The following is a 6128-nucleotide window of genomic DNA, read 5'->3' as shown; positions in this document are numbered from 1 at the left end:
CGCTGCGCTCAGGATAACACGCATCTTTGCAAAATTACTATCTCACTACCCACTATATCAGTACTTTACAGCTCCTTTCTTAGGCGTGCTACCGGGATATTCAATTGCTCGCGGTACTTGGCTACCGTGCGGCGGGCAATGTTGTAGCCGCGGGCATTGAGCATCTTTTCCAGTTTGTCGTCCGACAGTGGCCGGCCTTTGCTTTCGCCGTCGATGATTTCCTTCAAGATGTGCTTCACCTCGCGCGAGCTGGCATCCTCGCCCGAGTCGGTGGCGATGCCTTCGGAGAAGAAATACTTGAGGGGGTAGATGCCAAACTCTGTTTGCACAGCCTTAGAATTCACTACCCGGCTCACGGTGGAAATATCCATCCCGATTTCTTGGGCAATGTCCTTTAGAATCATGGGGCGCAGGCGGCCTTCGTCGCCCTCGGCAAAGAAGTCGTGCTGGTAGCGCACAATAGCATCCATAGTGCGCAGCAGGGTTTGCTGGCGCTGCCGGATGGCATCAATAAACCACTTGGCCGAGTCGAGCTTCTGCTTCACGAAGGTGACGGCTTCCTTCATCTTCTTGTCCTTTTTCGAGGCCTTGTCGTAGGCCTGAAACATCTCCGTGTAGGCCGGCGACACGCGCAAATCCGGCGCGTTGCGGGCGTTCAGCGACAGGTGAAACTGGCCGTTGTCGTTGGTCAGGATGAAGTCGGGAATGATGTACTGCACCTTGCCCATACCTACCGGGCCAGAGCCGCCGGGCTTAGGGTTCAGCTTCAGAATCAAAGCAATAGCATCCCGTATTTCCTCGTCTTCTAAGTCCAGCCGCTGCTGAATGCGGGCGTAGTGCTTCTTGGTGAACTCCTCGTAGGTTTCGGCCAAAATACGCTCGGCGTTTTCCACGTCGGGGTCGGCGGGGCGGCGCTCTAGCTGCAACAATAAGCACTCCTGCAAGTCGCGGGCCCCAATGCCGGGCGGGTCAAACGACTGAATCAGGCGCAGCACGGTTTCGATTTCCTCCGTCGTGACTTCCACATTCTGGGAGAAAGCCAGGTCGTTGGCAATGGCCGACAAGTCACGCCGGATGTAGCCGTCGCTGTCGATGGAGCCAATGAGCTGGGTGCCAATGATGCGCTGCTTATCCGAGACGGCCACAAAGCCCAATTGGTCCAGCAGGCTGTCAATCAGCGAAGCGCCATTGTCGGCTAGGGGCATTTCGCGGTCCTCGTCGGCGTCGCCGGGGCCGTCGCCTTGCATCTTATAGCCGGCTATTTCATCGTCGTTGAGGTAGTCGCCCAGGTCTAGGTCGTCGCTGGTCTCTTTTTCGGCCGTAGATTCTTCGATTTGCGGTAGCTCCAGTTCGGGCTGCTCTTCGGCACGGTCGAAATCCTCGTCGAGGGTGTTATCGTCGTTGTCGAACTCGGCGTCCGGGTCGTCGAAATCGTCGTCGGCGTCGTCCTCCTCCCGGTCCTGCTCCTCAAAGTCCTCTGCGTCGTCGCCCTCTTCCAGCGCCGGATTCACTTCCAGCTCTTCCTTAATGCGGGCTTCCAGCTCGGCAGTCGGAATCTGCAGCAGCTTGATAAACTGTATCTGTTGGGGTGACAGCTTCTGCGAAAGAAGCTGTTTCATATCCAGTCGTTGCATACTATTTCGGCGCTTTCTAAATCCTCGGCACAATGCTTGTGGCAGCTCTCAAATATATGCCTTTCTGCACTTTGGCATAGGCAAAAAAGTTGGATAGCGGGCAGCTATTGTATCATTCGAGGGCTGCTCAGGATTTTGAATAGAAAGCTTGGCAATAAGCCAAAATTTTATACATCAATAGCCAATCTCTTCTTTTGTACTGCTACCCCTGCTAAAACTTCTACCTTTGCGGCTCAGAACTTTAACCTGAATCTGAGTCCCAATGACTGTAAGAAGAACGAACGTGCAGGCGCTGCTCGGCAGCCAGGAGCTGGAGCGCGAAGTAGTGGTGAACGGCTGGGTGCGTACGCGCCGCGGCAATAAATACGTGCAGTTCATCGCCGTAAATGACGGCTCTTCGATTCATAATATCCAGGTAGTAGCCGACGCCGAGAAATTCCCGGAGGAGTCGCTGAAGGACGTGACGACGGGTTCGTGTGTGGCCGTGCGCGGCCAGTTGGTAGCCTCGCAAGGCAAAGGGCAAAGCGTAGAAATTCAGGCCGCCGAAATAACGGTGCTTGGGAAAGCCGATGCCGAAACCTACCCGTTGCAGAAGAAAGGGCACACCCTGGAATTCCTGCGCGAAATAGCTCACCTGCGCCCCCGCACCAATACGTTTGGGGCGGTGCTGCGCGTACGCCACGCGCTGGCCTTTGCCGTGCACCAGTATTTCAACGACCACGGCTTCTATTACATCCATACGCCCATCATCACGGGCTCCGATGCGGAGGGCGCGGGCCAGATGTTTCGCGTGACCACCCTACCCGACCAAAACCCGCCCCTCACGGAGGACAAAGCCGGCGTAGACTACAAGCAGGATTTCTTCGGCAAGCAAACCAACCTCACCGTATCGGGCCAACTCGAAGGTGAGGTAGCGGCTATGGCGCTGGGCAAGGTATACACCTTCGGTCCTACCTTCCGGGCCGAGAACTCCAACACGGCCCGCCACCTAGCTGAGTTCTGGATGATTGAGCCGGAAGTGGCCTTCAACGATTTGCAGGACAACATGGAGCTGGCCGAGGACTTCTTGAAGTACCTCGTGCGCTACGCCCTGGATAAATGCGCCGATGACCTGCAATTCCTCAACGACCAATACGACAAGGAGTTGCTGGAGCGCCTACGCTTCGTGGTCGACAATGATTTCCAGCGCCTGACCTACACGGAGGCCATAGAAATCTTGAAATCGGCGAAAAAGAAGTTTGAATTCCCGGTGGATTGGGGCACCGATTTGCAGTCGGAGCACGAGCGCTACCTGGTAGAAAAGCACTTCAAGAAGCCCGTTATCCTCACCGACTACCCCAAGGATATCAAGGCGTTTTACATGAAGATGAACGACGACGACCGGACCGTGCGTGCTATGGACGTGCTGTTTCCAGGCATCGGCGAAATCATCGGCGGCTCGCAGCGTGAGGAGGACCTGGAAAAATTACGCGCCCGTATGGCTGCCATGCACGTGCCCGAAGACGAGCTGTGGTGGTATATGGAGCTGCGCAAGTTCGGTACGGCGCCGCATGCCGGCTTCGGCCTGGGCTTCGAGCGTCTCATCCTGTTCGTGACGGGCATGGCTAATATCCGGGACGTGATTCCCTTCCCGCGCTTCCCGAAAAACGCGGAATTTTAAGTTGCGGATTCGCTCAGATTATAGTGGATTTCACGGATTTTGTGAATGGTTTCCGATGGGCGGCTTCCTTATGGAGCCGCCCGCTTTGTAACAGCGCGAACATATTGCGCTGGGCCTGCGAGTTGTACGGTACAGCGTTACCTTATATTGCACCCTCCGGTTGGTAGCGTAAGAGCCAACTGCTTATCACATATGCTTCTTATTATCGTGTTCTGGGCATGGGCGGCTGGGGTAGGCCTGGGGTTTGGCCTAGGCTTAGAAAAATTGCTGAAACGGATTTGGGGGCCTCTACCTTGCCTGCTAAAAGACAGCCCAGAATTATTAATAGTCGGTGGCTTATCGGTACTAGCGTGGTTAGTAGCAATCCTTAGCTTTGCGCTACCAGTCGCTCTACCTATACAATTAGGATTAAGCGCTTTATCTAGTGTACTACTCGTCACAAACCGCGTTCGACTACTCTTATTGCTGCTTACCTACGGTGGTAGTTGGCAAGAAGCGGGGGCCCTTGCTGGCCTGCTGGCCGGAGCGCTGGTGGTACTAATTCTGACACACGCAGCCCAACCACCAACATTTCCCGACTCGGCCCTGTACCATGCGCAGTTTATTCAGTGGATGCATCGCTACCCGCTGGTACCAGGATTAGGTAATCTGCGTGGACAGTTGGCTTTCAACTCACATGCTCACTTATTAACGGCTTTTTTCAGTCCAGCCACCCCACTTAGCCAAGCTCCAGCATTTCAGCAAACGGTGAGTAGTCTAGGCTTTTTGTTGCTGACCATTCACCACGTACGTCGGGCCGGCAGGCAGCTACGGGTAGGCCCTCGACCCTGGTTGGCCATTTTCTATCTAGGTAGCATACTCCTGCTGCTGATGACGATGCGTCCTTGGATTTCTTCCCCCCTAGCCGATAGCACCGCAGCCGTACTCGGCTTGTTACTACTAGGGCTGTTGCTCGAAACGCCCCGTTTGTCTTCCGCTGGCCTTATTTGGGTAGGCGTAATAGCTGCTACAGCCGTTACTGTAAAGTCATCAGCTGGCACTATGCTGCTGTGGCCGTTGGTGGCGGCTTGGTGGCCCGCACAGGGGCGTTGGCGACGTTTGGGGTTGCTATTGGGTGTCATCGTGCTGGTGCTGCTTCCTTGGGTAGGGCGGAACGTAGGGTTATCAGGCTACCTCGCTTATCCGCTGGCGGGCAGTTTGGGGCCTGTCGTACGCGATTGGGCCGTAACGCCTACCCAACTAACTGCTGATTTAGTAGAGATTCGCCTTTTTGCCCGACGTCCTTTGGGCGACTGGCCCCTGGCAGCGAAGCAGCCCTTAGAGGAGTGGCTACCGTTGTGGTGGATGCAGCAGGAACCAGCTGATAAGCTGCTGCTGCTAGTGGTTGTAGCAGGCATCGGGTTGATAGCAGGATGGCTGGTTTGGCAATTAGTAGCGAAGAAAACTGCTTACAGCGCTTTGATAAAACGCATAGATCCAACACTTTATTTGCTGCTTTTGCTTGGCTGCGGTAGTTGGTTTGTGGCAGCCCCCGCTATGCGTTTTGCTTACGCCTATCTGATTGGGGCTGCTCTGCTGAGCCCGTTGATTATTGCTCGTGAATTGCCCATTCGGTGGAGCCAAATAGCTGGCTGGGGCTTGTGTGCTCTTAGTCTGCTCTACACACTAAACGGCCTGCACCATGAATTGGCAAAACCGGCCGCCCTAACGGCCCACGTCACTTGGCCGGCCGACTACCCAGAAGTACGCACACAGGTGGCTGGTCAGGTGGGCTCCTACCCTGTACGAACAGGCGTACGGCCCAATAGACGCTGCGGAAACGCCCTGCTGCCTTGTACCGATTCGTTGTCTCTAGGTCTGCAATTGCGTGGCACTACGCTACGTCAGGGCTTTCGGATGGTGCAAGACTAATCACCCTATTCATTCTTTCAAAGACATTATATAGCAAGTATCTTATAAACAGCTATATGATGTCTTTCTAGTAGCCACACAACGCTGTAATAGTAGACAATAATTCCCTTCCCGCGCTTCCCGAAAAACGCGGAATTTTAAGTTTCGCACAACTGTTTATCCCTTACCAACCGGCCAAGTTTAGTTGCCCATGGGGGCACCTGAATTTGGCCGGTGGCGTATGGAGATACTCGTTATGCAGAACATTATTTTCTTTGGCGACAGCCTCACGGCGGGTTACCAGTTGCCCGGTAGCGCCGCATTTCCTTCACTCATTCAACAGCGTATCAACACGCTTTCCCTACCCTACAAAACCTTTAACTACGGCGTAAGCGGTGAAACCTCCGCTGGTGGTCGGCAACGCATTAGCAGTGTGCTGGCGCGGCAGCCCGTGGATGTATTTGTGCTAGCGCTGGGAGCCAATGATGGCCTGCGCGGTATTCCGCCCCGCAATACCATGCAGAACCTGCAATTCATTTTAGACGAGGTGAGTCGCAGCTACCCACAGGCGCGGCGGGTACTGGCGGGCCTGGAGTTTCCGTTTGACTTGGGACCGTTGGGCGGGCACCACTTAGGTGCATATGCCACGGAGTTTAAGGCGCTGTTTCGTACGCTGGCCGAGCGTAATCAATTGGCTTTCGTACCCTTTCTGTTGCAGGGTGTGCTGGGCCACCGCAACCTCAACCTCCCCGATGGCGTGCATCCTAACGCTCAGGGCCAGAAAATATTGGCTGAGAATGTGTGGGAAGTGCTGGAAGGAGTGGTGACGTAGGGTGCACAGATAGCATGCATTAAAAAGCGTCTGTCATCCCGAGCACAGCGAAGGACCTTCTCACGTTTGAACGAGTCGTTAGTATAACCGTCGTTCAAACGTGAGAAGGTCC

4 protein-coding genes are annotated in these 6128 nt (G+C 54.8%); 3 read left to right on the top strand and 1 reads right to left on the bottom strand.

Going from position 1 to position 6128, the window contains the following annotated elements; all coding sequences use genetic code 11:
- Positions 1–65: 65 nt before the first annotated feature.
- Positions 66–1634 (bottom strand): RNA polymerase factor sigma-54, encoded by a 1569-nt coding sequence (gene rpoN / locus KYK14_RS21275; protein WP_208307750.1) that lies wholly within the window; start codon positions 1632–1634, stop codon positions 66–68.
- Between the two features lie 262 nt (positions 1635–1896).
- On the opposite strand from rpoN, the gene asnS reads away from it, so the two are divergent.
- The 3 genes from asnS to KYK14_RS21260 all read left to right on the top strand — a co-directional run bounded on the left by asnS (position 1897) and on the right by KYK14_RS21260 (position 6016).
- Positions 1897–3294 (top strand): asparagine--tRNA ligase, encoded by a 1398-nt coding sequence (gene asnS / locus KYK14_RS21270; RefSeq protein WP_219161681.1) that lies wholly within the window; start codon positions 1897–1899, stop codon positions 3292–3294.
- Positions 3295–3339: 45 nt separating this feature from the next.
- Positions 3340–5205, top strand: a complete 1866-nt coding sequence (locus KYK14_RS21265; RefSeq protein WP_425514710.1) for a DUF8201 family protein — start codon at positions 3340–3342, stop codon at positions 5203–5205.
- Between the two features lie 220 nt (positions 5206–5425).
- Entirely contained in the window at positions 5426–6016 is a 591-nt protein-coding gene (locus KYK14_RS21260; RefSeq protein WP_246601974.1) for an arylesterase, read from the top strand.
- Positions 6017–6128: the final 112 nt, after the last annotated feature.

Origin of the sequence: Hymenobacter profundi (assembly GCF_019334315.1) — a bacterium.
Classification (GTDB): Bacteria; Bacteroidota; Bacteroidia; order Cytophagales; family Hymenobacteraceae; genus Hymenobacter; species Hymenobacter profundi.
The sequence above is the reverse complement of the archived record's forward strand: the minus strand, read 5'-3'. Positions and strand labels throughout refer to the sequence as shown.

Bases quoted from the DNA above. Each gene is read 5' to 3' on its own strand.
- KYK14_RS21265 (WP_425514710.1), top strand. From the start codon at position 3,340: ATGGTTTCCGATGGGCGGCTTCCTTATGGAGCCGCCCGCTTTGTAACA.
- rpoN (WP_208307750.1), bottom strand. From the start codon at position 1,634: ATGCAACGACTGGATATGAAACAGCTTCTTTCGCAGAAGCTGTCACCC.
- KYK14_RS21260 (WP_246601974.1), top strand. From the start codon at position 5,426: ATGGAGATACTCGTTATGCAGAACATTATTTTCTTTGGCGACAGCCTC.
- asnS (WP_219161681.1), top strand. From the start codon at position 1,897: ATGACTGTAAGAAGAACGAACGTGCAGGCGCTGCTCGGCAGCCAGGAG.